The 24042-nt window shown below is 68.0% G+C and carries 31 protein-coding genes; 30 read left to right on the top strand and 1 reads right to left on the bottom strand.

The window, feature by feature from the left end:
- The 18 genes from rplX to rplQ all read left to right on the top strand — a co-directional run bounded on the left by rplX (nucleotide 1) and on the right by rplQ (nucleotide 10818).
- Nucleotides 1-360, top strand: a complete 360-nt coding sequence (gene rplX / locus AC6CHX_RS14275; protein ID WP_017201582.1) for a 50S ribosomal protein L24 — start codon at nucleotides 1-3, stop codon at nucleotides 358-360.
- Entirely contained in the window at nucleotides 360-950 is a 591-nt protein-coding gene (gene rplE, locus AC6CHX_RS14270; protein ID WP_029260923.1) for a 50S ribosomal protein L5, read from the top strand. Before rplX ends, rplE begins: the two co-directional genes overlap by 1 nt.
- Nucleotides 951-1082: 132 nt before the next feature.
- A complete protein-coding gene (rpsH, locus tag AC6CHX_RS14265) occupies nucleotides 1083-1481 on the top strand; it encodes a 30S ribosomal protein S8 (protein ID WP_029260924.1) in 399 nt (132 codons plus the stop codon).
- A 6-nt stretch (nucleotides 1482-1487) separates the two neighbouring features.
- Nucleotides 1488-2024 carry a 50S ribosomal protein L6 gene (gene rplF, locus AC6CHX_RS14260; RefSeq protein ID WP_183150772.1) on the top strand — a complete coding sequence of 179 codons (537 nt, stop codon included), beginning with the start codon at nucleotides 1488-1490 and terminating at the stop codon, nucleotides 2022-2024.
- A gap of 2 nt (nucleotides 2025-2026) precedes the next feature.
- Entirely contained in the window at nucleotides 2027-2386 is a 360-nt protein-coding gene (gene rplR / locus AC6CHX_RS14255; protein WP_029260926.1) for a 50S ribosomal protein L18, read from the top strand.
- Nucleotides 2387-2406: 20 nt separating this feature from the next.
- Entirely contained in the window at nucleotides 2407-3099 is a 693-nt protein-coding gene (gene rpsE / locus AC6CHX_RS14250; protein WP_372491805.1) for a 30S ribosomal protein S5, read from the top strand.
- Nucleotides 3099-3284, top strand: a complete 186-nt coding sequence (rpmD, locus tag AC6CHX_RS14245; RefSeq protein ID WP_017201575.1) for a 50S ribosomal protein L30 — start codon at nucleotides 3099-3101, stop codon at nucleotides 3282-3284. Before rpsE ends, rpmD begins: the two co-directional genes overlap by 1 nt.
- Nucleotides 3284-3919: a 50S ribosomal protein L15 gene (gene rplO, locus AC6CHX_RS14240; RefSeq protein ID WP_036302867.1), complete on the top strand. Its 636-nt coding sequence runs from the start codon at nucleotides 3284-3286 to the stop codon at nucleotides 3917-3919. The genes rpmD and rplO overlap by 1 nt, the downstream gene beginning before the upstream one ends.
- Nucleotides 3920-4101: 182 nt before the next feature.
- A complete protein-coding gene (gene secY / locus AC6CHX_RS14235) occupies nucleotides 4102-5424 on the top strand; it encodes a preprotein translocase subunit SecY (RefSeq protein WP_498273342.1) in 1323 nt (440 codons plus the stop codon).
- Nucleotides 5421-6026 carry an adenylate kinase gene (locus tag AC6CHX_RS14230; RefSeq protein ID WP_136041046.1) on the top strand — a complete coding sequence of 202 codons (606 nt, stop codon included), beginning with the start codon at nucleotides 5421-5423 and terminating at the stop codon, nucleotides 6024-6026. The genes secY and AC6CHX_RS14230 overlap by 4 nt, the downstream gene beginning before the upstream one ends.
- Nucleotide 6027: 1 nt before the next feature.
- The gene (gene map / locus AC6CHX_RS14225) at nucleotides 6028-6879 is read left to right on the top strand and encodes a type I methionyl aminopeptidase (protein WP_498273341.1); all 852 of its coding nucleotides are present in this window, start codon (nucleotides 6028-6030) and stop codon (nucleotides 6877-6879) included.
- Nucleotides 6879-7544: a DsbA family protein gene (locus tag AC6CHX_RS14220; RefSeq protein WP_498273340.1), complete on the top strand. Its 666-nt coding sequence runs from the start codon at nucleotides 6879-6881 to the stop codon at nucleotides 7542-7544. The genes map and AC6CHX_RS14220 overlap by 1 nt, the downstream gene beginning before the upstream one ends.
- A 165-nt stretch (nucleotides 7545-7709) precedes the next feature.
- Nucleotides 7710-7931 (top strand): translation initiation factor IF-1, encoded by a 222-nt coding sequence (gene infA, locus AC6CHX_RS14215; RefSeq protein WP_017201569.1) that lies wholly within the window; start codon nucleotides 7710-7712, stop codon nucleotides 7929-7931.
- A 64-nt stretch (nucleotides 7932-7995) separates the two neighbouring features.
- Nucleotides 7996-8112 (top strand): 50S ribosomal protein L36, encoded by a 117-nt coding sequence (rpmJ, locus tag AC6CHX_RS14210; RefSeq protein WP_005050492.1) that lies wholly within the window; start codon nucleotides 7996-7998, stop codon nucleotides 8110-8112.
- 178 nt (nucleotides 8113-8290) lie between these two features.
- Nucleotides 8291-8665 (top strand): 30S ribosomal protein S13, encoded by a 375-nt coding sequence (gene rpsM, locus AC6CHX_RS14205; RefSeq protein WP_017829190.1) that lies wholly within the window; start codon nucleotides 8291-8293, stop codon nucleotides 8663-8665.
- A gap of 31 nt (nucleotides 8666-8696) precedes the next feature.
- Nucleotides 8697-9095: a 30S ribosomal protein S11 gene (rpsK, locus tag AC6CHX_RS14200; protein ID WP_017829189.1), complete on the top strand. Its 399-nt coding sequence runs from the start codon at nucleotides 8697-8699 to the stop codon at nucleotides 9093-9095.
- 133 nt (nucleotides 9096-9228) lie between these two features.
- Nucleotides 9229-10218 carry a DNA-directed RNA polymerase subunit alpha gene (locus AC6CHX_RS14195; RefSeq protein ID WP_029260932.1) on the top strand — a complete coding sequence of 330 codons (990 nt, stop codon included), beginning with the start codon at nucleotides 9229-9231 and terminating at the stop codon, nucleotides 10216-10218.
- Nucleotides 10219-10251: 33 nt separating this feature from the next.
- Complete coding sequence (rplQ, locus tag AC6CHX_RS14190; RefSeq protein WP_498273339.1) at nucleotides 10252-10818, top strand: 50S ribosomal protein L17; 567 nt, start codon at nucleotides 10252-10254, stop codon at nucleotides 10816-10818.
- An 88-nt stretch (nucleotides 10819-10906) separates the two neighbouring features.
- Here rplQ and AC6CHX_RS14185 read toward each other — a convergent pair whose 3' ends face one another.
- A complete protein-coding gene (locus AC6CHX_RS14185; RefSeq protein WP_498273338.1) occupies nucleotides 10907-11452 on the bottom strand; it encodes a helix-turn-helix domain-containing protein in 546 nt (181 codons plus the stop codon).
- 178 nt (nucleotides 11453-11630) lie between these two features.
- Between AC6CHX_RS14185 and AC6CHX_RS14180 the strand changes: the two genes are divergently transcribed.
- The 12 genes from AC6CHX_RS14180 (at nucleotide 11631) to AC6CHX_RS14125 (ending at nucleotide 24030) form a co-directional block, all read left to right on the top strand.
- The gene (locus tag AC6CHX_RS14180) at nucleotides 11631-13229 is read left to right on the top strand and encodes an ABC transporter substrate-binding protein (protein WP_498273337.1); all 1599 of its coding nucleotides are present in this window, start codon (nucleotides 11631-11633) and stop codon (nucleotides 13227-13229) included.
- An 80-nt stretch (nucleotides 13230-13309) separates the two neighbouring features.
- Complete coding sequence (locus AC6CHX_RS14175; RefSeq protein WP_498273336.1) at nucleotides 13310-14332, top strand: ABC transporter permease; 1023 nt, start codon at nucleotides 13310-13312, stop codon at nucleotides 14330-14332.
- The gene (locus AC6CHX_RS14170) at nucleotides 14329-15234 is read left to right on the top strand and encodes an ABC transporter permease (RefSeq protein WP_498273335.1); all 906 of its coding nucleotides are present in this window, start codon (nucleotides 14329-14331) and stop codon (nucleotides 15232-15234) included. The genes AC6CHX_RS14175 and AC6CHX_RS14170 overlap by 4 nt, the downstream gene beginning before the upstream one ends.
- Nucleotides 15231-16055 carry an ABC transporter ATP-binding protein gene (locus AC6CHX_RS14165; RefSeq protein ID WP_376100692.1) on the top strand — a complete coding sequence of 275 codons (825 nt, stop codon included), beginning with the start codon at nucleotides 15231-15233 and terminating at the stop codon, nucleotides 16053-16055. The genes AC6CHX_RS14170 and AC6CHX_RS14165 overlap by 4 nt, the downstream gene beginning before the upstream one ends.
- Nucleotides 16052-16888 (top strand): ABC transporter ATP-binding protein, encoded by an 837-nt coding sequence (locus tag AC6CHX_RS14160; protein WP_498273334.1) that lies wholly within the window; start codon nucleotides 16052-16054, stop codon nucleotides 16886-16888. The genes AC6CHX_RS14165 and AC6CHX_RS14160 overlap by 4 nt, the downstream gene beginning before the upstream one ends.
- Entirely contained in the window at nucleotides 16885-18111 is a 1227-nt protein-coding gene (locus AC6CHX_RS14155) for an amidohydrolase family protein (RefSeq protein ID WP_498273333.1), read from the top strand. The genes AC6CHX_RS14160 and AC6CHX_RS14155 overlap by 4 nt, the downstream gene beginning before the upstream one ends.
- On the top strand, nucleotides 18108-19802 hold the full coding sequence (locus tag AC6CHX_RS14150) for a DUF885 domain-containing protein (protein WP_498273332.1): 1695 nt from the start codon (nucleotides 18108-18110) through the stop codon (nucleotides 19800-19802). Before AC6CHX_RS14155 ends, AC6CHX_RS14150 begins: the two co-directional genes overlap by 4 nt.
- The gene (locus AC6CHX_RS14145) at nucleotides 19799-20185 is read left to right on the top strand and encodes a nuclear transport factor 2 family protein (RefSeq protein WP_498273331.1); all 387 of its coding nucleotides are present in this window, start codon (nucleotides 19799-19801) and stop codon (nucleotides 20183-20185) included. The genes AC6CHX_RS14150 and AC6CHX_RS14145 overlap by 4 nt, the downstream gene beginning before the upstream one ends.
- A gap of 29 nt (nucleotides 20186-20214) precedes the next feature.
- Nucleotides 20215-21144: a dihydrodipicolinate synthase family protein gene (locus AC6CHX_RS14140; RefSeq protein WP_498273330.1), complete on the top strand. Its 930-nt coding sequence runs from the start codon at nucleotides 20215-20217 to the stop codon at nucleotides 21142-21144.
- Between the two features lie 2 nt (nucleotides 21145-21146).
- Nucleotides 21147-22319, top strand: coding sequence for an NAD(P)/FAD-dependent oxidoreductase (locus AC6CHX_RS14135; RefSeq protein ID WP_498273594.1), 1173 nt, complete (start codon nucleotides 21147-21149; stop codon nucleotides 22317-22319).
- A complete protein-coding gene (locus AC6CHX_RS14130) occupies nucleotides 22316-22600 on the top strand; it encodes a (2Fe-2S)-binding protein (RefSeq protein ID WP_498273329.1) in 285 nt (94 codons plus the stop codon). The genes AC6CHX_RS14135 and AC6CHX_RS14130 overlap by 4 nt, the downstream gene beginning before the upstream one ends.
- A complete protein-coding gene (locus AC6CHX_RS14125) occupies nucleotides 22597-24030 on the top strand; it encodes an FAD-dependent oxidoreductase (protein WP_498273328.1) in 1434 nt (477 codons plus the stop codon). The genes AC6CHX_RS14130 and AC6CHX_RS14125 overlap by 4 nt, the downstream gene beginning before the upstream one ends.
- The last annotated feature ends 12 nt before the right edge of the window (nucleotides 24031-24042 follow it).

Raw genomic sequence — 24042 nt, 5'->3', positions numbered from 1 at the left:
ATGGCGAAGATCAAGAAGGGTGACCTGGTTCAGGTCATCACCGGTGCGACGCAGGAGCGTGGCGGCGACCGTGGCAAGCAGGGCAAGGTCCTCGACGTCCTCGCCGACAAGAACCGCGTGATCGTCGAAGGCGTGAACTACGTCACCAAGCACACCCGCGTCGGACAGACGCAGCGTGGCACCAAGACCGGAGGCCTCGAGACCGTCGAAGCCTCCATCCACATCTCGAACGTCGCACTCGTCGACCCTTCGACCAAGAAGCCGACCAAGGTCGGCCACCGGGTCGAGGAGCAGACCAAGGACGGCGTCAAGCGCACCGTCCGCGTGCGGTACGCGAAGAAGAGCGGTAAGGACCTCTGATGAGCACCGACACTGCCGCGCCGGCTGGCAAGATCCAGCCGCGCCTGAAGCAGAAGTACAACAGCGAGATCAAGAAGGCTCTGCAGGACGAGTTCGGTTACGCGAACGTCATGCAGATCCCCGGACTGGTCAAGGTCGTCGTGAACACCGGTGTCGGCGAGGCAGCTCGCGACAGCAAGGTGATCGATGGTGCGGTCGACGACCTCACCAAGATCACCGGCCAGAAGCCGATCGTCACGAAGGCCCGCAAGTCCATCGCGCAGTTCAAGCTGCGCGAGGGCCAGGCCATCGGCGCGCACGTCACCCTCCGCGGTGACCGCGCGTGGGAGTTCGTGGACCGTCTCGTCTCGCTGGCACTGCCCCGTATCCGCGACTTCCGCGGCCTCTCGGGCAAGCAGTTCGACGGCAACGGCAACTACACCTTCGGTCTCCAGGAGCAGAGCGTGTTCCACGAGATCGATCAGGACAAGATCGACCGGGTTCGCGGTTTCGACATCACCGTCGTCACCACCGCGAAGACGGATGACGAGGGTCGGGCGCTGCTCCGTCACCTCGGCTTCCCGTTCCGCTCGGAAGACGCACAGGCGTAATGCCTCTGACGGGCTCAGTGGTCTCGTGTCACTGAGCCCGTCGATGTGCACGTACAATTGAAGATTGCGTGTCATCGCAGGCCGTCTGTCGTGTAACGGCAGCCGGAACCTCATGAACAAAGGAAAACAACAATGACAATGACAGACCCGGTCGCAGATCTGCTGACCCGTCTGCGTAACGCGAACTCGGCGCACCACGATTCCGTGACCCTGCCGTCGAGCAAGCTCAAGACGAACATCGCTCAGATCCTCCAGCAGGAGGGCTACATCGCCGGCTGGGAGACCTCTGACGCACGCGTCGGACAGAACCTCACGCTGACGCTGAAGTACGGCCCCAACCGTGAGCGCTCGATCGCTGGTATCAAGCGCGTCTCGAAGCCCGGTCTCCGCGTCTACGCGAAGTCCACCGAGCTCCCCACGGTCCTCGGCGGTCTCGGCGTGGCCATCCTGTCCACCTCCTCCGGTCTTCTCACCGACCGTCAGGCTGAGCAGAAGGGCGTGGGCGGAGAAGTTCTCGCCTACGTGTGGTAATTCGAAATGTCGCGTATTGGACGACTTCCCATCGACGTTCCCGCGGGCGTGACCGTTTCGGTCGACAACCGCGTGGTCTCGGTGAAGGGCCCCAAGGGTGAGCTCACCCTGACGGTCGCCAACCCCATCGAGGTCGCGGTCGAGGAGAACCAGGTTCTGGTCTCCCGTCCCGACGACGAGCGCGAGTCGCGGTCGCTTCACGGCCTGACCCGCACGCTCATCAACAACAACATCATCGGCGTGACCCAGGGCTACACCAAGGGTCTCGAGGTCGTCGGCACCGGTTACCGCGTGCAGCAGAAGGGGAGCTCGGTCGAGTTCGCCCTCGGCTTCTCGCACCCGGTCCTGATCGACCCGCCCGCCGGCATCACGCTCACGGTCGAGGGCACCACGAAGCTCACCGTCAGCGGGATCGACAAGCAGGCTGTCGGCGAGGCAGCTGCCAACATCCGCAAGATCCGCAAGCCCGAGCCGTATAAGGGCAAGGGTGTGCGCTACGCCGGCGAGAACGTGCGTCGCAAGGCCGGAAAGAGTGGTAAGTAACCATGGCTCTCAAGTCAAAGTCTGACGCCCGCGCGCGTCGTCACGCCCGCCTTCGCAAGAAGGTCGTCGGCACCGAGGTGCGTCCGCGCCTCGTCGTCAACCGCTCGGCCCGCCACGTCTTCGTGCAGCTGGTCGACGACAGCAAGGGTCACACCGTCGCGTCGGCATCGACGCTCGAGACCGACCTGCGCTCGCTCGAGGGTGACAAGACCGCCAAGGCCCGCAAGGTCGGCGAGCTTCTCGCCGAGCGTGCGAAGGCTGCCGGCGTTTCCGAGGCAGTGTTCGACCGTGGCGGCAACCGCTACGCCGGTCGTGTCGCCGCCATCGCCGACGGCGCCCGCGAGGGGGGTCTGGCACTGTGAGTGACAACAAGGAGAACGAAGTGACCGAAACGGCTGCTGCCGCTCCCGAGGCGGCTGCCGTCGTCTCTGAGACGGCCGCCGGCACGACCCAGGCTGAGCCTGCTCGCGAAGGCCGCCGCGGTGGCGGTCGCGATCGCAACCAGGGCGGCGGTCGTGACCGCAACTCACGTGACCGTGGCGACAACCAGTTCCTGGAGCGCGTCGTCACCATCAACCGCGTCTCGAAGGTCGTGAAGGGTGGTCGTCGCTTCAGCTTCACCGCCCTCGTGGTCGTCGGTGACGGCAACGGTCTGGTCGGCGTCGGCTACGGCAAGGCCCGAGAGGTCCCTCTGGCGATCTCGAAGGGTGTCGAAGAGGCCAAGCGCAACTTCTTCCGCGTTCCGCGCGTCGGCAGCACCATCCCGCACCCCGTGCAGGGTGAGGCCGCCGCTGGTGTGGTCCTGCTCCGCCCGGCCGCTGCCGGTACCGGTGTCATCGCCGGTGGTCCGGTCCGCGCCGTGCTCGAGTGCGCCGGTATCCACGACGTGCTGTCGAAGTCGCTCGGCTCGTCGAACACGATCAACATCGTGCACGCGACGGTCGCCGCCCTGAAGCAGCTCGAGGAGCCCCGTGCGGTCGCCGCGCGTCGTGGCCTCGAGTTCGACCAGGTCGCCCCTGCCCGCCTCGTGCGTGCAGAGGCCGAGGCCATCGCCGCACAGAAGGTAGGTGCCTGATGGCCGCGCGACTGAAGGTCACGCAGATCAAGTCCAAGGTGAGCGAGAAGCAGAACCAGCGTGACACGCTGCGCAGCCTCGGTCTCAAGCGGATCGGTGACACCACCGTCCGCCCCGACGACGCGCAGACGCGCGGTTACGTCAAGACCGTCGCACACCTCGTCAAGGTTGAGGAGATCGACTAATGGCTGAGAAGAACGAGGCCGTCGAGGCCGAGAAGGCCCCGAAGAAGGCTGCAGCTCCCAAGGCTGCCGCCGAGAAGAAGCCCGCCGCGAAGAAGGCTCCGGCCAAGACCGCCGCGTCCGCCGCCAAGGCTGACGCTCCGGCCAAGAAGCCGGCTGCCAAGAAGGCTGCGCCCGCGAAGGATGCTCCGGCATCCCGCCCCGGCGTGCTGAAGGTCCACCACCTGCGTCCGGTCCCCGGATCCAACACCGCCAAGACTCGCGTCGGCCGTGGTGAGGGTTCCAAGGGCAAGACCGCTGGTCGTGGCACCAAGGGCACCAAGGCGCGCAACACTGTTCGCGTCGGCTTCGAGGGTGGGCAGATGCCGCTGCACATGCGCACCCCGAAGCTGCGCGGGTTCAAGAACCCGTTCCGCGTCGAGTACCAGGTCGTGAACCTGGAGAAGCTCGCGGAGCTGTACCCCAAGGGTGGCGATGTCACCATCGGCGACCTGGTCGCCAAGGGGGCCGTTCGCAAGAACGAGAAGGTCAAGGTTCTCGGAAACGGCGACATCGCCGTGAAGCTCACCGTTTCGGTCGACAAGGTCTCGGGTTCTGCCGAGCAGAAGATCGTCGCGGCCGGCGGATCCGTCAAGTAACCGCACAATGAGAGGGGCCGGAGATTCTCCGGCCCCTCTCGTCGTTTCACACTCCGAGACCTCGCTCTGGGGCCGCATCCGGCGGGCCTGGTATCGGTGACGAATTCCGGGAACCCCGGATTGCGTTACCCTGGTCTTTCAGCCGTCCTTCGGGAATCGGCAACTTTTCAGGAGGAACGTCCTTGTTTAGCGCCATCGCGCGGATCTTCCGCACCCCGGACCTGCGTCGGAAGATCGGTTTCACCCTCGCCATCATCGCGATCTACCGTCTCGGCTCCAACGTCCCCGCGCCGTTCGTGAACTTCCCGAACGTCGAGGAGTGCCTCGCGGAGAACGCGGGCACCGACGGCCTGCTCGGACTGGTCAACCTCTTCTCCGGCGGCGCACTGCTGCAGCTGTCGATCTTCGCCCTCGGCGTCATGCCGTACATCACGGCGACGATCATCACGCAGCTGCTCCGCGTGGTCATCCCGCACTTCGAGGCGCTGCACAAGGAAGGACAGGCCGGTCAGGCCCGTCTGACGCAGTACACCCGCTACCTCACCATCGCTCTCGCGCTGCTCCAGTCGACGACGCTCGTGACGGTGGCGCGCAGCGGGCAGCTCTTCGGCTCGACCGAACTCGCCGCCTGCCAACAGCTCCTGACGAACGATGTCTGGTGGGCACAGCTGCTCATCATCATGACGATGACGGCCGGCACCGGACTCATCATGTGGTTCGCCGAACTCGTCACCGAGCGCGGCATCGGCAACGGCATGTCGCTGCTCATCTTCACGTCCATCGCCGCGACGTTCCCCGGCGCCATGGGCCTCATCTGGCAGACCAAGGGCTTCGAGGTCTTCCTGCTCGTACTGCTGGTCGGAATCGTCGTCATGGGTCTCGTCGTCTTCGTCGAGCAATCCCAGCGGCGGATCCCGGTGCAGTACGCCAAGCGCATGGTCGGCCGCCGCACGTACGGCGGCACCAACACGTACATCCCGATCAAGGTGAACATGGCGGGTGTGATCCCCGTGATCTTCGCGTCGTCGCTGCTGTACATCCCGGCCCTGATCGCGCAGTTCAACACTCCGCAGGACGGATCGACGCCGCCCGAGTGGGTCAGCTGGATCACCGCGAACTTCACGACGGGCAACAGCCCGGTCTACATGGCCGCGTACTTCCTGCTGATCATCGGCTTCACCTACTTCTACGTGGCGATCACGTTCAACCCAGTCGAGGTCGCGGACAACATGAAGAAGTACGGCGGGTTCATCCCCGGCATCCGTGCGGGGCGTCCGACTGCCGAGTACCTCGACTACGTGCTCACCCGCATCACGCTCCCGGGCTCGCTGTACCTCGGTCTGATCGCGCTGATCCCGCTGATCGCACTGGCCACGGTCGGCGCGAACCAGAACTTCCCGTTCGGCGGCGCCTCGATCCTCATCATCGTCGGTGTGGGTCTCGAGACGGTCAAGCAGATCGACGCGCAGCTGCAGCAGCGACACTATGAAGGGCTCCTCCGATGACAGCATCCGCACGTCTTCTCATCGTCGGCCCGCAGGGTTCCGGCAAGGGCACGCAGGGCGTGCGCATCGCCGAGTCCTACGGCATCCCGGTCGTGTCGACCGGTGACATCTTCCGCGCGAACATCAAGGAGGGGACGCCGCTGGGCCAGCAGGTCACGGCGATCCTCGACAAGGGTGACCTCGTCCCGGATGAGCTGACGAGCGAGATCGTGCGCGATCGGCTGTCGCAGGAAGACGCGGCGCACGGATTCCTGCTCGACGGGTACCCGCGCAACACCGCTCAGGTCGCACATCTGGAGTCGTTCCTCGCGGAGCGGGGGGAGTCGCTCGACGCGGTCATCCTCCTCGACGTCCCGCGCGAGGAGAGCCTCGAGCGTCTCACGCTCCGTGCCACCGAGCAGGGCCGTTCGGACGACACGCCTGAGGCCATCGGCCACCGTCTCGACATCTACGAGCGCGAGACCGCGCCGATCATCGAGGTGTACGGCGCCAAGGGCATCGTCGACCGCATCGACGGCACCGGCGCTCTCGACGACGTCACCGAGCGGATCACGGCGGCTCTGGCCGCTCGCGGACTCCGCCTCGCGGCCTCCGCCTCCTGAGATGTTCCGCCGGTCGATCTACAAGACCCCCGCTCAGCTGAGCGCCATGGTCGAGCCGGGGCGCATCACCGCCGCGGCCCTGGAAGCCGTCCACCCGCTGATCAAGGCCGGCGTCACGACGCTCGAACTGGACGCGGTGGCCAACCGCACCATCCTGGCCCGGGGCGCGGAGTCGAACTTCCAGCTGGTGCGCGGCTACCACCACACGACGTGCATCTCGGTGAACGAGCAGGTCGTGCACGGGATCCCGGGTGAGCGGGTGCTGCAGCCCGGGGACATCGTCTCGGTCGACTGCGGTGCGCAGTTCAAGGGTTGGAACGGCGACAGCGCGATCACGGTCGTCGTCCCCGACCCGGAGCGGCCCGAGCTGGTCGCACAGCGCGAAGAGCTCTCCCGTGTGACCGAGGGATCCATGTGGGCCGGGATCGCGGCCATGGCATCCGTGTCGTCGATCGACGAGATCGGCGCGGCCATCCAGGAGTACATCGAGGCCCAGGGGCCGTCGGCGGTGTCGGGGGAGCCGTACGGCATCCTCCGCGAGTACGTCGGGCACGGCATCGGGCGCAAGATGCACGAAGCCCCGAGCGTCTTCAACTACCGCACGCCGGACCGCGGCGAAGAGGTCAAGCCGGGCCTGGTGATCGCGATCGAGCCCATGGTCACGGCGGGTGGGGATTCGACGTTCATCGAGGACGACGACTGGACCGTCACGACGGTGGACGGCACAGACGGCTCCCATTGGGAACATAGCGTCGCCCTGCATGATGGGGGTATCTGGGTGCTGACTGCGCCCGATGGCGGAAGAGCCGGACTCGCTCCCTTCGGAGTCGAGCCTCGAGAGATCGGAAAGTAATGGCAGCGGCGAAGAGCAACACCAACTGGTTCGCGATCGGCGTCTCCATCGCCGTGGTCGTGGTGCTGGTGGCGATCGGTGGACTCGTGGTGTTCCTCAACCAGCAGGCGACTTCGCCCGGTGCGGCACCCAAGGCCAACGACACGTTCAATTCCGAGACCGGTGCGATCTCGTTCGGCGACGGCGAGGACACGGTCGCGGTGTTCGTCGACTTCCAGTGCCCGATCTGCGCCAGCTTCGAAGAGCAGTACGGGGAGCAGCTGGAAGCGGCTGCCGCCGATGGTCGTATCACCCTCGAGTACCACCCCATCGCGATTCTGGACCGCTTCTCGCAGGGCACCGAGTACTCGTCTCGCTCCGCCGGCGCGGCATTCTGCGTTGCGGAGTCGAACCCGGACCTCTACCTCGATTACTCCAAGACGCTCTTCGAGAACCAGCCGGCAGAGAATTCCGCCGGTCTCACCACCGACCAGCTCGCCGAGTTCGCATCGCAGGTCGGCGCCGACGACGCGGTCTCGTGCATCACGGACGAGACGTACCGCAAATTCGGAGCGGCCCAGGCGAAGGCGCACGACATCGGGGGCACGCCGACCATCGAGGTCAACGGCAAGCGCCTCGACCTGCAGGCCGGCGAGATCACCGAGATGGAGAAGCTGATCGGTTGATCCGACGGCTCTCTCGCCGCGGGCGGTCAAGTTGCCGGATGCCGCCTGAGCGTCTAACATAGATCTTTGGTGCTTTGTGCCTTGATTCGGCGTGTCCGTCGGCGCAGCACCACAAACCAATCACCCACCGCAGATCGACCGATCTGCAGAAGCGTCAGCGAGGCTATGGCTAAGAAAGACGGTGTCATCGAGATCGAGGGCGTGATCTCCGAGGCTCTGCCCAACGCGATGTTCCGCGTTGAGCTCAGCAACGGACACAAGGTCCTTGCAACGATCTCCGGCAAGATGCGACAGAACTACATCCGCATCATCCCCGAGGACCGTGTGGTCGTGGAGCTCAGCCCCTACGACCTGACCCGCGGCCGTATCGTCTACCGCTACCGCTGATCGGTCGAGAAGTAACGGCCTGCCCCTGCCTGGGGCGGTACGAAGACAGCGAACAGGAAACATAATGAAGGTCAACCCCAGCGTCAAGCCCATCTGCGATCACTGCAAGGTGATCCGCCGTCACGGCCGCGTCATGGTGATCTGCAAGAGCAACCCGCGTCACAAGCAGCGCCAGGGCTGAGTCCCCGGCGGGCCCGCCGATCCGATCGACGGGCCCGAGCTGCGCGGCATCGCTCACGCACATCTCATAACTGAACACACAACGGCAGGATCAGAACCCGCGCAAGCGGGGGACACCTCGGGGCGGAGGCCCGGGCACCGATCCTGTTCCACACCTCCACAACACCCAGGAGAACCGCATGGCACGTCTTGCCGGCGTTGACATCCCGCGCGACAAGCGCGTGGTGATCGCCCTTACCTACATCTACGGCGTCGGCCGTACCCGCTCGGTCGAGATCCTCAAGGCGACGGAGATCGACGAGAGCATCCGCGTGAAGGACCTCAGCGACGACCAGCTGATCGCCCTCCGCGACCACATCGAAGGCAACTACAAGGTGGAGGGTGACCTGCGCCGCGAGGTTGCAGCAGACATCCGCCGCAAGGTCGAGATCGGCTCCTACGAGGGCATCCGCCACCGTCGTGGTCTCCCGGTCCGTGGTCAGCGCACCAAGACCAACGCCCGTACCCGCAAGGGCCCGAAGCGCACCGTCGCAGGCAAGAAGAAGGCCCGCTAAGCGCGGCCCCAGGGACTAGGAGAACACTTTCATGGCTGCACCCAAGGCCGCCGCGCGCAAGCCGCGCCGCAAGGAAAAGAAGAACATCGCGCTGGGCCAGGCCCACATCAAGTCGACGTTCAACAACACGATCGTCTCGATCACCGACCCGTCCGGCGCTGTCATCGCCTGGGCATCGTCGGGTGGCGTGGGCTTCAAGGGCTCCCGCAAGTCGACCCCGTATGCCGCCGGTATGGCTGCCGAGTCCGCGGCCCGCCAGGCCGCGGAGCACGGCGTCAAGAAGGTCGACGTCCTCGTGAAGGGTCCGGGCTCCGGCCGCGAGACCGCGATCCGCTCGCTGCAGGCCGCAGGCCTCGAGGTCGGTTCGATCCAGGACGTCACGCCCCAGGCGCACAACGGCTGCCGTCCGCCGAAGCGCCGCCGCGTCTGATACGCGCCTCGAGCCGCTCGGCCCTTCGTGGTCCGAGCGGCTCGACGCCCGCGTACGGGCATCGACTTCCACAACTCAAAACCTCACCCCACCACATGTCATATAGCGGGCATGTGATCGAAAGGAACACAGAGTGCTTATTGCACAGCGTCCCACACTGACCGAGGAAAAGATCGTCGAGAACCGTAGCCGGTTCATCATCGAGCCTCTGGAGCCCGGCTTCGGTTACACGATCGGCAACGCGCTGCGCCGCAGCCTGCTGTCGTCGATCCCCGGTGCTGCTGTCACCAGCGTTCGCATCGACGGCGTGCTGCACGAGTTCAGCACCATCCCCGGCGTGAAGGAGGATGTCACCGAGATCATCCTCAACATCAAGCAGCTGGTCGTCTCCTCGGAGCGCGACGAGCCCATCACGGCGTACCTGCGCAAGACCGGTTCGGGCGAGGTCACCGCCGCCGACATCTCGGCTCCGGCCGGTGTCGAGGTGCAGAACCCCGAGCTCGTCATCGCGACGCTGAACGAGACCGCGAAGTTCGAGCTCGAGCTCACGATCGAGCGTGGCCGTGGCTACGTCTCGGCGACGCAGAACCGCAACGAGTACGCAGAGGCCGGTCAGATCCCGATCGACTCGATCTACTCGCCGGTCCTCAAGGTCAGCTACCGCGTCGAGGCGACTCGTGCCGGTGAGCGCACCGACTTCGACAAGCTCGTCCTCGACGTCGAGACCAAGTCGGCGATCAGCCCCCGCGACGCCGTCGCTTCGGCTGCGAAGACGCTCACCGAGCTGTTCGGTCTCGCCCGCGAGCTGAACGTCGAGGCCGAGGGCATCGAGATCGGCCCGGCGCCGGTGGAGGCTGTGAACTCCAGCGAGCTGTCGATGCCGATCGAGGACCTCGACCTGTCGGTCCGCTCGTACAACTGCCTGAAGCGTGAGGGCATCAACACTGTTTCGGAGCTCGTCGCCCTGTCGGAGACGCAGCTCATGAACATCCGCAATTTCGGCCAGAAGTCGGTCGACGAGGTGCGCGACAAGCTCATCTCGCTCGGTCTGTCGCTCAAGGATTCGGTGCCCGGTTTCGACGGCGCCCACTTCTACGGCGGCAGCGAAGACGAGTCCTTCTGAAACCCGACCTTTCTGACCAGGAGTTAGACGATTATGCCCAAGCCCACTAAGGGTCCCCGCCTCGGAGGCGGCCCCGCGCACGAGCGCCTCATGCTTGCCAACCTCGCGGCGGCGCTCTACACCCACAAGTCGATCAAGACGACCGAGACCAAGGCCAAGCGCCTTCGTCCGCTCGCCGAGCGTCTGATCACCTTCGCCAAGCGTGGCGACCTGCACGCGCGTCGTCGCGTGCTGTCGGTCATCGGTGACAAGGAAGTCGTGCACATCCTGTTCTCCGAGATCGCACCGCTCGTCGCCGAGCGCGAGGGTGGCTACACCCGCATCACGAAGGTCGGCAACCGCAAGGGCGACAACGCTCCGATGGCCGTGATCGAGCTCGTTCTCGAGCCCGTCACCCCGAAGGCGAAGTCGACCAAGAAGGCTGCTGCTGCGCCGAAGGCCGACAAGGCCGAGAAGCCCGCTGAGGACGCTCCGACTGAGGAGACCCCCGCCGAGGAGGCTCCCGCCGAGGACGCCGCCGCCGCCGGTGCCGAGTCGCAGGCCGAGGGTGAAGCAGCCGAGGCTGCCGCCGAGGACGCTGTCGAGAAGAAGTCCGAGTAAGTACTTCGCTCACGAAGAGCCCGCCGCCCCAATTCGGGGTGGCGGGCTTCTTCGTTTTCCGGATGCCGGTGGTTGCACCGGGGTGATGTCAGGGGGACGGGGGAGTGACCGAGACGACGATCGAGGTCATCGCGTCACTGGCGTTGATGTAGCGATGGGGTTGGCGGGAATCGAAGGTGATCGACTCGCTGCCCACGATCACGTACGTCTGCCCGGCGATCTCGACGGTGAGTTCTCCGCTGACCACGAAGACGCACTCGGTCGACGGATGTCCCCAGGGGTGCGCGGAACTCGCGGCTCCCGGGGGGATGTCTGCGGTGAGGACCTCGAGGTCGCCGCGCCCCGGCGTGAGCCGCTCGTAGACGAATCCGGCGTCGGACCCGCTGAGACGGTGCCGGGCACCCGGGCGACTGACAGAGACGTTGGGAGCATCCGGATCGCTGAACAGCGTGGCGATCGAGGCTTCGAAGACCTGGGCGAGCTTTCGCAGCGAACCCAGACTCGGGTCGGCGGAGCCGCTCTCGATCTGGCTGAGCATGCTGACAGAGAGACCGGACAGGTCGGAGAGCTGCCGCAGGGTGAGACCCTTCGCGGCCCTGAGGGACTTGAGGCGTTCGCCGAGCACGTGATTCATCGATCCTTTCGATCGAACGGATGACTGTTGCATGTTCGATTTCAATGTGATTGTATCTTTTAATCGGATTGAAAATCTCGATCAGATTGAAATCCGTTTCTCCCCGAACGCGCGAGCAACCGGACCAACTTCCCAGAACTCTAATGCGTCCTGCCCCATGATCACAGGAAGATCGACGATGACTTCATCCTTCGCGAAACCCCTCGCACTGGCCTCATCTCTCGCCGTGGCCGCACTCGTGCTCGCCGGTTGTTCAGCTTCATCGAACAACGCAGCTTCGGGCGGCGGTGGGACCCTCACGGTCGACACGTCGTTCGTGCTGAAGACCCTCGACCCGGGACTCGTCTACGAGCAGACCGGCAACATCATCGTGCACGCGCTGTACGACACGCTCGTCACCTACGAAGGCTCCGACGTCACCACCGTCGTGCCGGAGCTCGCCAGCGAGTGGGAGCAGTCCGACGACGGCACGACCTGGACCTTCACGCTGAACCCGGACGCCACGTTCGCCGACGGCTCCGCGGTGACCGCGGACGATGTCGTGTTCAGCCTCACCCGCCTGCAGAACCTCAAGGGATCCTCCTCCCAGACCGTCGAGGGACTCACCTTCGCCGCGGACGGCGAGGACACCGTCGTCGTGACCAGCCCGACCCCGAACCCGAACGTCCCGGTCGTCCTCGCGATGCCGGCGGCGAGCATCCTGAACGCCGAGGAAGCGGAGAAGCTCGGAGCGACCGACGCAGCCGATGCCGCATCCGCGGACACGGTGGGCACGCAGCTCGACGAGGTCAGCCTCGGCTCCGGCCCGTACACGATCAAGAGCTACGACTCGAGCTCGAAGGTCGTCCTCGAGGCGAACGAGGACTACTGGGGCGACGCCCCGGCCTACTCGCGCGTGGTCGTGCAGAACGTCGACGTGCAGAACCAGAAGCTCACGATCTCCCGCGCCAAGGCCGACGAGATCGCACTCGATCTCTCCGGACCACAGGCCGCCGAGCTCTCCGACGACCTCCAGGTCTCCGGCGTCGCCGACACCTCGTACTTCCTCAGCGTGAACCAGGACCCCGCCGTCTCGGAGATCACCTCCAACCCGGCATTCCTCGCGGCGCTGCGTGCGAGCGTGGACGGCGCCGGCATCGCCGAGATCTTCGGTGAGGGCGCGACGGCCGCGGCCGGACTGGTCCCGCCGGCATTCGGTGGCGCGCTCGACGAGTCCGAGGTGCAGCCGCAGGACATCGACAAGGCGAAGTCGCTGCTCGACGAGGCGGGCATCCCCTCGCCGAAGGTGAACCTCGTCTACCCGGCGATCACGTACCGCGGCGTCGACCTCGGCACCATCGTCACGAAGGTGCAGCAGGACGCGAAAAAGGCCGGCATCGAGATCGAGCTCCAGCCCGAGCCGATTAACGTCTTCCTGCAGTCGCAGTCCGAGGGTAAGAACGAGATCAACTTCTCGCCGAACAGCCTCAACTACCCGGCCGCCGACTCGCTCGTGAACAACATGGCCCCCGGCGCCTCGACCTCGACCCGTGCGGGATGGACCGTGGAGCGCGCAGACCCGCGCGCTGTCGAGGCCAGCGACGCCGTGAACGCCGAGGTGACGCCGGAAGGCCGTGCCGAGGCCATGATCGCCTGGCAGAAGGTCATGAACGAGACTTCGCCCTTCGTGGTGCTCGCGAACAACGCCGGCATCGTCGTCGCCACGTCGAACCTGGTCGGTGCGTCGTACACGCCGGCAGGCTGGACGGTCGACCTCGCGGCCATCTCCGCGAAGTAGTCCGCCGCGGTCGGCCGCCTGTCCCTCCTGTCGGGCGGCCGACCTCCGGTTCTCACCACCTCACCGAAGGCGAACGAGCAATGCCAGCTCTCCTGCAGATGATCGGCCGCCGGCTGATCAGCGCGATCATCCTCCTCTGGGGGGTCACCGTGGTGACCTTCGCGCTCATGACCATCGTCCCCGGGGATCCGGCCGCCGCGAACCTGTCGCAGCAGGCCTACGACGACCCCGAGCTGCGCGCCGCGTTCGAGCAGAAGTGGGGGCTGGACCAGCCGATCTGGGTGCAGTACGGCCGCTACATCGCGAACCTCTTCCAGGGTGACCTCGGGATCTCGCAGCAGACCCATCGCCCGATCACCCAGGACCTCGCGCAGTACATCCCCGCGACGCTCGAGGTGGCGTTGCCCGCCATGATCCTCGCGATCGTCATCGCCGTGGCGCTGGGCATGATCGCCGCCACCCGCAAGGGCTCGACCATCGACGGCGGCATCCGCGGCGCGTCCCTCGTCGGACTCTCCACCCCGCCGTTCTGGCTCGCGCTCGTCGCACTCTACGTCTTCTTCTACGCGCTCGGGCTCGTCCCCAACGGCGGGAGACTGAGCAACGAGTACGATCCGCCGCCCACCGTCACCGGCATGTACACTCTCGACGCCGTGTTCGCCGGGCAGTGGGATGTGTTCGCCGACGCCGTCTGGCACCTCATTCTCCCCGTCGGCATCCTCACCGCGCTCACCGTCTCGGGCCTGCTGCGCTTCGTCCGCTCCGCCATGATCGAGGTGCTGGATGCCGAGTACATCCGCGCCGCCACCGCGAAGGGGCTCCCGGCGCGGACCATCACCTGGCGGCACGTCTTCAAGGCGGGTCTGCTGCCCGTGCTGACGGTGACCGGGTTGATGTTCGCCTCCCTGCTCGGTGGCGCCGTGCTCGTGGAGCAGGTGCTGTCGTGGCCCGGGCTCGGCCAGTACGCCTACAAGAGCGCACTCTCGCTCGATCTTCAGGCGATCCTCGGCGTCACGCTGTTCATCGCCGTCGTCTACACCCTGATCAACCTCCTGGTCGACGTGCTCTACACGATCGTGGACCCCCGGATCGGAGCGAAATGACCATCCTGTCCTCCGACCGGCTCGCCGTCGCGAAGGAGCCGCGCCGTCGTGGATTCCGTCGCAGCCGCCGGTTCACCCCGCGCACCTCGTTCTGGACGCCGGTGACGGTGATCTCCGTCGGCGTGATCGCCGCGTGGATCATCGCGGCGCTCCTCGCCCCGGTCATCGCGCCGTACGACCCGCTCGAGACGAGCGGACCGTTCCTGGACGCACCGTCGGCCGCCCACTGGATGGGGACGGACGATCTCGGCCGCGACGTGCTGAGCCGAGTGATCTACGGCGCCCAGCTCTCGCTGCCGCTCGCCCTCGCGATCGTCGTGTTCTCGCTGCTCGTCGGCGGGACCGTCGGCCTCGCGGCCGGGTACTTCGGCAAGGCGGCGGATAACGTGCTGATGCGGGTGGCCGACCTCGTGCTGGCGTTTCCGCAGATCATCCTCGCCATGGCGGTGGCCGCGGCATTCGGGCCGAGCGTCGGCAACGCCGTGCTCGCTCTCGTGATCGTCTCCTGGCCGCTGTACGCGCGGATCATCCGCAGCTCGGTGCTCAGCGTGCGCGAGCAGGAGTACGTCTTCTCCGGACGCCTGCTCGGATCGACCACCCTGAAGTCCATCGCCAAGGACGTCATCCCCAACAGTGCGGGCCCCGCGCTCGTGATGGCGACGATCGAGCTCGGCAACGCCATCCTCATGCTCGCCGCGCTGTCGTTCCTCGGCCTCGGCCCCCGGCCCCCCGCAGCGGAATGGGGTGCGATGATCGCCCTCGGCTCGCAGAACCTCGGGAACTGGTGGATCAGCCTGTTCCCGGGCCTCGCGATCCTCACGATCGTGATGGCCTTCAACCTGCTGGGAGACGCCGTCCAGGACTACCTGGATCCGCGCTCACGGAATGCGAGGAAGCGATGAGCGACGCGACGCTGCTCTCGATCGAAGACCTCTCCGTCGTCATGCCGACGCCGGACGGCGAGATCGAGCTCGTGCACGACACGAGCATCCGGATCGGCCAGGGCGAGGTCGTCGGCCTCGCCGGCGAGAGCGGCTCCGGGAAGAGCATGACGGCCTCGGCGGTCATGGGCATCCTCCCCGAGGGGGCGACCGCCTCCGGCCGGGTCCTGTTCGAGGGGCGCGACCTGCTGACCCTCAGCACCCGGGAGCTCAACGAGGTGCGCGGCAACCGCATCTCGATCGTGTTCCAGGATCCGACCGCCGCACTTCACCCGCTGCTGCGGATCGGCACGCAGATCACCGAACACCTCGTCCATCACACCGGTGTCAGCCAGAAGCAGGCACAGGCGCGGGCGATCGAGCTGCTCGATCTCGTGCGCATCCGCGACCCGCATCAGGCGATCACGGCGTACCCGCACCAGTTCTCCGGAGGCATGCGCCAGCGTGCGGCCATCGCGATCGCTCTCGCGTGCGAGCCCCGCCTGCTGATCGCCGACGAACCCACGACCGCGCTCGACGTCACCGTGCAGGCCGGCATCCTCCGCCTGTTCGACCGCCTGGCGCGAGAGACGGGAGTGTCGATGCTGTTCATCACGCACGACCTCGGGGTGATGAGCGCGATCGCCGACCGCACCTACATCTTCAAGGACGGCACCGTCGTCGAGCACGGTCCGACCAATGAGATCCTCAACACGCCGTCGCACGACTACACCCGCGCGCTGATCGCATCCAGGGCGCAGTCGCTGGCCGCTCAGCGCACCCACCGAGGAGGCGCACGATGAGCGCGTTGGAGATCGACGACGTCGTCGTCACGCACCGCCGGCGCGGTGCTCCGCCCGTGCACGCGGTGAAGGGCGTCTCGCTGACCGTGGAGCGAGGGCAGATCGTCGGCCTCGTGGGGGAATCGGGGTGCGGAAAGTCGTCGCTCGCCCGGGTCGCCGTCGGGATCGACCGTCCGACCTCCGGCACCGTGCGCTTCGACGGGGAGCCGCTGCATCCGCTCACGATGCGCCGCCGCCCGAGTCGCGACCGCGGGCTGCAGATGGTGTTCCAGAACCCGTACGCCTCGCTGAGCCCGCGTCGCTCCATCGGTGCGCAGCTGCTGGACGGCGCCCCCGACGCGCTGGAACGATCCGCCCGCGCCGCCGAGGTCTCGCGACTGCTGCGGCTGGTCGGGCTCGACGAGTCGGCCGCTTCCCGCTACCCGGCACAGTTCTCCGGCGGTCAGCGACAGCGACTCGCGATCGCCCGTGCGCTCGCCGCCCAGCCCAGCGTGGTCGTCGCCGATGAGCCGGTCACGGCCCTCGACGCCTTCTCGTCGGCGCAGATCGTCGAGCTGCTGCAGAACCTCGTGCGCGAGCTCGGCATGGCGATGCTGTTCATCTCGCACGATCTGTCGCTGGTGCGGGCGATCGCCGACGAGACCGCGGTGATGTACGCGGGTGAGATCATCGAGCGCGGGCCCAGCGAACAGCTGTGGCAGGACGCACAGCACCCCTACACGCAGCGCCTCATCGACGCCATCCCGGAGATCGGCCCGACGAAGCGGCTGCCGGGCAGAGAAGAAGACCTCGCGGAGGCCGGTGCGGTCCCCGCCACGGGAGGAGAAGCATGATCACCATCGCCGAGGACCGTCGCGTCCTCCTCACCGGAGCCCGTATCTTCGACGGGCGCTCCGAGCACCTGCGGGACGGGCTCGACATCCTCGTCGACGCCGACGGAGTGATCGCGGGGGTCGGCGCCACCGGCACCCTGGACGCCGGCGACGCACGCGTGATCGACCTGGCAGGACGCGTCCTCAGCCCGGGCCTGATCAACATGCACGTGCACCTGGGGCTCGCGCTTCCCGGGACCGCGGGCGCCGAGATCGCCTCCAAGGGCGACCCCGACCTGCTGCTCGTGATGGCCGACAGCGCCCGACGCACCCTGCACGCCGGCATCACCACCGCGCGGCTGGTCGGCGAGAGCCGCTACCTCGACTTCGCCCTGCGCCGCGGCATCGACGCCGGGATCGTCGCGGGCCCGCGGCTCTACACCGCCGGGCACGCGCTGTGCTGCACCGGTGGGCACGGGTGGGAATCCGACGCGCTGGAGGGCGACGGCGCCGACGACCTGCGCCGACTGACGCGCCTGCAGATCCGTCACGGCGCCGACCTGATCAAGGTCTGCATCTCCGGCGGGATCGCGGGAGAGCACGAGCAGATCGACACCCCGCAGCTCACCGACGACGAGATGGCCGCCGTCATCCAGACCGCGCACGACTGGGGCCGCAAGGTCACCGCGCACGTCGGGCCGTCCGAGACGCTGCGGCGCGCCATCGAGCTCGGCCTGGACTGCGTCGAGCACGGCTACGAGCTGACCCGCGAGGTCACCGACCTGATGAGCGAGCGTGGGGTCTGGTACGTGCCGACCATCACCGTCAGCCGGTGCGAGGAGTTCTTCGACGCGCAGGGCGTGCCCTCCTGGATGAAGGAGCGCGCGCTCGGTGCGGGTCCGCGTCACTGGGAGAGCCTCGAGAACGCGATCGCGAGCGGGGTGCGCATCGCCATGGGCACCGACATGCCCCCGGCCGCGGACTTCGACGGCACGACCGCGACGGTGCGCGAGATGGAGTTCATGGTCGACGCGGGCATGACCTCGCTGGACGTCATGCGCTCGGCCACCTCGTACGCGGCCGAGCTGCTCGGCGCCGATGACCTCGGTGTCGTCGAGGTCGGCGCGCGAGCGGACTTCATCGCCACGGACGCGGATCCGACAGCGGATGTGGCGGCGCTGCGCGGAATCGACTGGGTCATGCAGGGCGGCGCCGTGCTGCGGGACGACCGGGCCGGACGGTGAGCACCCCGACCACGGGCACCCCGACCACGACCATCGCCGACGGGTACGTGGCGACACTCGCCGACCACGAGCCGGCGGCCGCGCAGGCGCTCGGCGCCGCCGCGCAGGATCGACTGCCCGATCTGAGCGCCGAGTGGGCGGTCGAACGCCGCGCGCTCGCCGCACGCACGCGCGACGCCCTGGCGGACGTCGAGCCGACGCCGGCGGATGCGGCGCTGCACGCGGCCCTCCGGGAGCGCATGGACAGCGACATCGCCCTGTTCGACACCGGCTTCACCGCGCGACTGCTCGCCCCGCTGGCGACACCGGTGCATCTGGTGCGCGAGGCGTTCGACGATGTCACAGTCACGGACGATGCCGCCGGCGACGAGATCATCACCCGTCTGACGGCCGTGCCCCACGCACTCGCCCAGCTCGACGACCGTCTGAAGTGGGCACGAGCGGCGGGGGAGCGGGGCGAGTTTATCGGCACCGGCATCGCCGCGGAACGGCAGGTGCGCGAGGTCGCGGATCAGGTCGCGAGCTGGATCGATCCGGATGGGGTCGACTACTTCCGCTCCCTGCGCGCGGCAGACCTCTCCGCCGCCCGTCGCGCCGCCCTGGATCGCGCGGCCGTCGCGGCGACCGAGGCGATGGCGGGCTTCGAGCGGATGCTGCGCGACGAGCTCCTTCCGCATGCGCCGCAGCAGGATGCCGTGGGCGAGAGCGTCTATCGCGCGACCGCGCAGAGCTTCCTCGGTACCGAGCTCGACCTCGACGAGGTGTACGACTACGGCTGGCGCGAGCTCGACCGACTGTGGCGGCAGGCGCGCGGCGTCGCGGGAGAGATCCTCGGCACCGGGGCGCCGGCTGACGTCTCGGTCGCCGCACGGTCACTCGCGCAGGATGCCGCTCACCGCGTCGACGCCGACGACGTCGTCGGCTGGTTGCGCGACCGTTTGGACTGGACGCTGGAACGGGTCGACGGCACGGCCTTCGCTCTGCCCGGGGACGTGCGCGATGTCGACATCGTCGTGCCGCGGGCGGCGAAGGGCGTCGTCTACTACACGCCCGGTGCGCCCGACGGCTCGGTGCGCAGCAAGATCGTGTGGACGATTCCCGCCGGAGCCACGTCGGTTCCGACGTGGCAGGAGCTCACGAGTCTCCACCACGAGGGCGTCCCCGGTCACCACCTCGAGCACGCGGTGAACCGGGCCAACACGTCTCTGCACCCGTGGCAGCGCTACCTGTGCGAGATCCACGGGTACGCCGAAGGGTGGGCGCACTACTCGGAGGCGCTGTCGGATGAGCTGGGCCTGCTGCGCGACGCCCCGGAACGGCTGGGGATGCTGCTCGGCCAGCTGTGGCGCACCGTGCGCATCGTGGCCGACATCGGGCTGCACACCGGTCGACCGCTGCGGCGCAACGAGGTCACCGACCACACGGCATGGGCGCCGAAGATCGCCCGCGACTTCCTTGTGCACTACGGCCTCGTCGATCCCGTGACCGCGCGGTTCGAGGTGGACCGCTACCTCGGTTGGCCGGGCCAGGCCCTGGCGTTCAAGGTCGGCGCCAAGCTCTGGGCCGAGGCCCGCACGGCGAGCACCGCATCCACACTCGACTTCCATACCCGGGCGCTCGCGCTCGGACCGATGGGGCTCGCGCCACTGCGCGAGCGCCTGCTGCACGACCTGACGAAGGAACACGCATGACCACCACCGAACTCGAGCGCTTCATCGTCGCGCTGTACGAGGACCTCGCCGACCGCGCCGCGTTCGATGCGCGCCTCGCCGACGACGTGACGGTGTGGGAGACGCCCTGGCCGACGCTCATGCACGGCATCGCCGAGCTCGATGAACTGCGCGGACCCGCCGCCGACCCCGAGGAGCGCCGGCGGACGCTGCCGAGCGTGGTGCCGACCGGCATCGTCACGAGCGACTTCGGCGACACCGGCATGATCCGCTACGTGCTCGAGGTCCGCCCTGCGGCAGGCGAGCCGCTGGTCGAGGTGGTGCGCGTCACGGATGTGGTCCGCAGAGACGCAGACGGATGGCGGATCGTGCATCACCACGCCCAGGACATGCCGGTCGAGTGAGTCGCCCGAGTCGTAGCAAGGAGAGACAGATGGACCGGAACACCGTCGACTGGCACGGGTACATTCCCGCGATCACCACCCCGTTCACGCGCGAGGGGGCGCTGGATCCCGTCGCGTTCGAGGAGCAGATGCAGTGGCTCGCCGAGCAGGGGATGCACGGCGTCATCCTCGCCGGCACCTCCGGCGAATGGTTCAGCATGACCGAAGCCGAACGCGCAGAGCTCTTCGCGCTCGGCGGCCGGTTCCGTGCGGGCATGCGCGTGATCGGCGGCTGCAACGCGTTCACGGCGGCCGAGGCGATCCGGCACGCGCATGCAGCGGAGGAGGCCGGGCTCGACGGCATCCTCGTGACGCCGCCGCCCTACATGGTGCCGACCCGCGAAGAGACCGTGGCCTTCTACCAGGAGGTCTCCGACGGCACATCGCTCCCCATCACCGTGTACAACTGGCCGCGCGGCTGCATCGTCGACCTGAGCCCGGACCTGCTGAGCGAACTCGCCGACATCGAGAACGTCGTGGCGATCAAGAACTCCACCGGCGACTTCCGTGCGTTCCTCGATGCGATGTACCTCGTGGAGGACCGCGTGCGCTACTTCGGAGTTCCGACCAACGCGCTCGGAGCCGATCTCGCGACGCTCGGTCACGGTGACGGCCTCATGGGCTCCGGAGCCCCGCTCGGCAACGACCACCCCGGCTTCTGGGACGCGCTCGCCGCGGGGGATCGGGCGCGGGCGATCGAACTCGGCGCCCGCGATCGCGTGGTCATGACCAGCTGGTTCGGGCCGGACTACGGTGCGCAGTTCGGGAACCAGCAGGCGATCATGAAGACCGCTCTGCGCCTGCAGGGCGTTCCGGCCGGCTACGTCCGCCGCCCGCTGCTCGAGCTCTCGGCGGAGCAGGTCGACCGCGTCCGCACGACGCTGGAAGGGCTCGGCATCGCGACCGTGCCGTTGTCGTGAGCATGCGGTACGACGCAGTCGTCATCGGCGGTGGCCTGCTCGGCGGGGCGCTGACCTGGATGCTGGCACGCGAGGGCGCTTCCGTACTGCTGCTGGAGAAAGACCAGCTGAATCAACACGCTTCCGGTCAGAACGCCGGCAGCCTGCACTTCCAGCTCGAGTATCGGATGGTCGAGAACGGGTGGGAGTCGGCACGAACCGCTGCCGCAGCCATGCCCCTGCATCTGGATGCCGCCGAGGCCTGGACCCGGCTGGGCGACGAACTGGGCGAATCCGTCGGCGTGGTGCAACGCGGTGGCTTCATGCTCGCCGAGACGGCGGAGCAGGTCGCTGTCCTCGAGCGCAAAGTCAGTCTCGAGCAGGAGTGGGGGTTGGGTGTCACGCTCCTCGACGGCGATGAGGCGCGGCGCATAGCGCCCTACCTGTCGCCGTCCGTGCTCGCAGCCGCGTTCTGCTCGATCGAGGGCAAGGCCGAGACGCGCACCGCGGGGCCCGCGCTGGTGCGGGGTGCCGTGAAGCTCGGCGCCGAAGTCCGCACGCACACCCGCGTGACCGGGATCGAGCGCGACGGACACGGCTGGAAGATCACCGCCGCCGGTCTGGACTCCACGCTGAGCATCCACGCCGACACGGTGATGATCGCAGCGGGAGTGTGGACCACCGAGGTGGGCGCCCTCGCCGGAGCCGATCTGCCGACCATCCCGCTGGCTCTCATGATGAGCGTGAGCGCGCCGGTCGAGCCGTTCATCGGCCACCTGATCCAGCACGCCGGCGCCAAGCTCTCGCTCAAGCAGACGCAGGACGGCACGGTGCTGATCGGCGGGGGCTGGCCCGCGGCACTCAGCCGCAGCGGGGGACACCCGGATCTGGAGACGCGTCCTCGCCTTCTCCCCGAGTCCATCGTGGGCAATGCGCGGGCAGCGATCGGCGTGGTGCCGGGCACGGCCCGTCTGCCCATCGTGCGGTCGTGGGCGGGCACCACGACGATCACCCCGGATCAGCTGCCCCTCGTGGGAGAGGTGCCTGGCTGCCCGGGGATGTTCGTGGCTACCGGCGGGTCGGCCTTCACGCTCGGGCCGAGCTTCGCCCGTTCGCTCTGCGACCTGGCCGCCGGTCGCGCACCCCACATCGACCTGCGGCCGTATGCCCCGGACAGATTCGGAGTCATGGCATGAACGACCAGCCCCTCGCCGATCGCGCGGTGCCGCGACGGTTGGACGTGACCTTCGTCGTGGACGGCCGATCGGTGCGCGCTGCCGCGGGGGAGACCGTGGCGGCGGCCATGCTCGCTGAGGGTGAGCGGTGTTTCGCGCGACGGGGCGGCGGTGAGCAGCGCGCGCCGCTGTGCAACATGGGTACCTGCTTCGAATGCGCGATCACGGTCGACGGCGTGCCGATGACGCGCACCTGTCTGACTACCGTCCGCGACGGCATGAACGTGCGGACCGACGCATGAGCGCCGACCTCTACGACCTCGCGATCGTCGGGGCAGGGCCCGCCGGTCTGGCGGCGGCGCTCCAGGCCGATGCGCAGGGACTCCGGACGCTCGTGATCGATGAGCAGCGCGCCGCGGGCGGGCAGATCTTCCGTCAGCCGCCTGCCGAGTTCGACGAGCCGGTGCGCTCTCCGGTCGGATACTCCTGGGCGGCGGATCTGCTCGCGGATGCCGCCGGGACCACCGCCATCGACTGGTGGTTCGAGTCGACCGTGTTCGGCGTGCTCGATGCGCGCTCGACCGGGCACGACGATTTCGAGGTGCTCGTCACGGGTCCTCAGGGCGCACGACGCGCGCACGCCCGGAGGCTGCTCATCGCCACAGGCGCCTACGACATGCCGGTGGCGATCCCCGGATGGACGAAGCCGGGGGTGCTGATGGCCGGCGCGGCGCAGGGGCTCCTGAAGTCGCAGCACCTGCGCGCAGCGGGCCCGGTCGTGCTGGCCGGCTCGCATCCGCTGATGCTGATCGTGGCAGCCCAGCTGGTCCGTTCCGGGGCCGACGTGGCGGAGGTGGTCTTCGCTCGCGGACTGCCCTCACTACGCGAGATGTTCCTTGCCGCCCCGGCCGTCCCTGGGCATGTGCGCCTGCTGGCCGAGCTCGCCGGCTGCGTGCTGACCCTCGTGCGGCACGGCGTCCGGATCACGACGTCGACGGTCCCCACCGCGATCATCGGCGACCGTGGCGTGAGTGGCATCCGACTGGCGAAGGCCGACCGGGCGTGGCGCGTGCGCGGCCGCGAGCGCGACGTTCCGGCGCGGACCGTCGTTCTCGGCTACGGGTTCCAGGCGTCCACCGAGCTCCCGCGTCAGCTCGGCTGCCCGGTGCGCTGGGACTCCGCCGCCGGTGGATGGCTGGTGGACGTCGACGGGAACTTCGAGACGGGCGTGCCCGGGGTCTTCGTCGCGGGCGAGCCCACCGGCGTCTCCGGGGCCGAGCAGTCACGGGCGGAGGGGGCCGCGGCTGCGGCGGCGATCGCCGCCGGTCTCGGCAGACCCGTCGAGGCCGGCCGCGCGCGTGCGATCGACCGGGACCTGCGTCGTGCCCGACGATTCGCCGCGGTCGTGCAGCGGATGTTCGCGCCCGAGCGACCCGGGCTCACGGCGCTCGCCACGCCGGCGACGACGGTCTGCCGGTGCGAGGGGATCCCGCGATCGGACGTCGACGGATTCCTCGAGGCGAACCGGCATGCCGACACCGTGGACGCGGTCAAGCTGAGCTGCCGGACGGGGATGGGGCCCTGCCAGGGTCGGTACTGCGAGACGACCGTGGCCGGTGCTGTCGCCGCCGCCCGCGGAGGGACCGCCGCCGAGGCCGGTCGCTTCGCCGCCCAGCTGCCCGTCAAACCGGTGTCCCTGCAGACGTACGCCGACCTCCTCGACGCGGATTGAGCGCGGTCGGCG

Source organism: Microbacterium sp. GQ128, assembly GCF_059758615.1.
This window is presented reverse-complemented; position numbering and strand designations above follow the sequence as displayed.

Coding starts and splice junctions, on each gene's coding strand:
- rplX (WP_017201582.1), top strand. CDS start 1: ATGGCGAAGATCAAGAAGGGTGACCTGGTTCAGGTCATCACCGGTGCG.
- rplE (WP_029260923.1), top strand. CDS start 360: ATGAGCACCGACACTGCCGCGCCGGCTGGCAAGATCCAGCCGCGCCTG.
- rpsH (WP_029260924.1), top strand. CDS start 1,083: ATGACAATGACAGACCCGGTCGCAGATCTGCTGACCCGTCTGCGTAAC.
- rplF (WP_183150772.1), top strand. CDS start 1,488: ATGTCGCGTATTGGACGACTTCCCATCGACGTTCCCGCGGGCGTGACC.
- rplR (WP_029260926.1), top strand. CDS start 2,027: ATGGCTCTCAAGTCAAAGTCTGACGCCCGCGCGCGTCGTCACGCCCGC.
- rpmD (WP_017201575.1), top strand. CDS start 3,099: ATGGCCGCGCGACTGAAGGTCACGCAGATCAAGTCCAAGGTGAGCGAG.
- rplO (WP_036302867.1), top strand. CDS start 3,284: ATGGCTGAGAAGAACGAGGCCGTCGAGGCCGAGAAGGCCCCGAAGAAG.
- AC6CHX_RS14230 (WP_136041046.1), top strand. CDS start 5,421: ATGACAGCATCCGCACGTCTTCTCATCGTCGGCCCGCAGGGTTCCGGC.
- map (WP_498273341.1), top strand. CDS start 6,028: ATGTTCCGCCGGTCGATCTACAAGACCCCCGCTCAGCTGAGCGCCATG.
- AC6CHX_RS14220 (WP_498273340.1), top strand. CDS start 6,879: ATGGCAGCGGCGAAGAGCAACACCAACTGGTTCGCGATCGGCGTCTCC.
- infA (WP_017201569.1), top strand. CDS start 7,710: ATGGCTAAGAAAGACGGTGTCATCGAGATCGAGGGCGTGATCTCCGAG.
- rpmJ (WP_005050492.1), top strand. CDS start 7,996: ATGAAGGTCAACCCCAGCGTCAAGCCCATCTGCGATCACTGCAAGGTG.
- rpsM (WP_017829190.1), top strand. CDS start 8,291: ATGGCACGTCTTGCCGGCGTTGACATCCCGCGCGACAAGCGCGTGGTG.
- rpsK (WP_017829189.1), top strand. CDS start 8,697: ATGGCTGCACCCAAGGCCGCCGCGCGCAAGCCGCGCCGCAAGGAAAAG.
- rplQ (WP_498273339.1), top strand. CDS start 10,252: ATGCCCAAGCCCACTAAGGGTCCCCGCCTCGGAGGCGGCCCCGCGCAC.
- AC6CHX_RS14185 (WP_498273338.1), bottom strand. CDS start 11,452: ATGAATCACGTGCTCGGCGAACGCCTCAAGTCCCTCAGGGCCGCGAAG.
- AC6CHX_RS14180 (WP_498273337.1), top strand. CDS start 11,631: ATGACTTCATCCTTCGCGAAACCCCTCGCACTGGCCTCATCTCTCGCC.
- AC6CHX_RS14175 (WP_498273336.1), top strand. CDS start 13,310: ATGCCAGCTCTCCTGCAGATGATCGGCCGCCGGCTGATCAGCGCGATC.
- AC6CHX_RS14170 (WP_498273335.1), top strand. CDS start 14,329: ATGACCATCCTGTCCTCCGACCGGCTCGCCGTCGCGAAGGAGCCGCGC.
- AC6CHX_RS14165 (WP_376100692.1), top strand. CDS start 15,231: ATGAGCGACGCGACGCTGCTCTCGATCGAAGACCTCTCCGTCGTCATG.
- AC6CHX_RS14160 (WP_498273334.1), top strand. CDS start 16,052: ATGAGCGCGTTGGAGATCGACGACGTCGTCGTCACGCACCGCCGGCGC.
- AC6CHX_RS14155 (WP_498273333.1), top strand. CDS start 16,885: ATGATCACCATCGCCGAGGACCGTCGCGTCCTCCTCACCGGAGCCCGT.
- AC6CHX_RS14145 (WP_498273331.1), top strand. CDS start 19,799: ATGACCACCACCGAACTCGAGCGCTTCATCGTCGCGCTGTACGAGGAC.
- AC6CHX_RS14140 (WP_498273330.1), top strand. CDS start 20,215: ATGGACCGGAACACCGTCGACTGGCACGGGTACATTCCCGCGATCACC.
- AC6CHX_RS14135 (WP_498273594.1), top strand. CDS start 21,147: ATGCGGTACGACGCAGTCGTCATCGGCGGTGGCCTGCTCGGCGGGGCG.
- AC6CHX_RS14130 (WP_498273329.1), top strand. CDS start 22,316: ATGAACGACCAGCCCCTCGCCGATCGCGCGGTGCCGCGACGGTTGGAC.
- AC6CHX_RS14125 (WP_498273328.1), top strand. CDS start 22,597: ATGAGCGCCGACCTCTACGACCTCGCGATCGTCGGGGCAGGGCCCGCC.